Here is a 326-nt window from a genome sequence, read left to right on the forward strand (position 1 = left end):
CTCGGAGTGCCAGCCTCGACCGTGCATGCAGTGCTGGTGCGGTGCCGGATCAACCGGTTGTCCCGCATCGACCGAGTTACCGGCGAACCGCTGCGCCGCTACGAACACGATCATCCGGGCTCGCTGATCCACGTCGATGTCACCAAGTTCGGCAACATCCCCGATGGCGGCGGCTGGCGCTACGTCGGCAAGGCACAGGGCGACAGGAACAAGGCGGCCACCTCGTTGAGAACCGGCAGAAACGAGAAGGGAAACCCCCGGATCGGAACCGCGTTCGTTCATACCGTGATCGATGACCACTCCCGGGTGGCCTATGCGGAGATCTG

At 63.8% G+C, this 326-nt stretch carries 1 pseudogene; it reads left to right on the top strand.

From position 1 onward, the window contains the following. A pseudogene (locus INT51_RS22010) lies at nucleotides 1-326 on the top strand (DDE-type integrase/transposase/recombinase); the annotation flags it as partial.

This window comes from Brachybacterium sp. FME24, from assembly GCF_014897705.1.
GTDB lineage: Bacteria > Actinomycetota > Actinomycetes > Actinomycetales > Dermabacteraceae > Brachybacterium.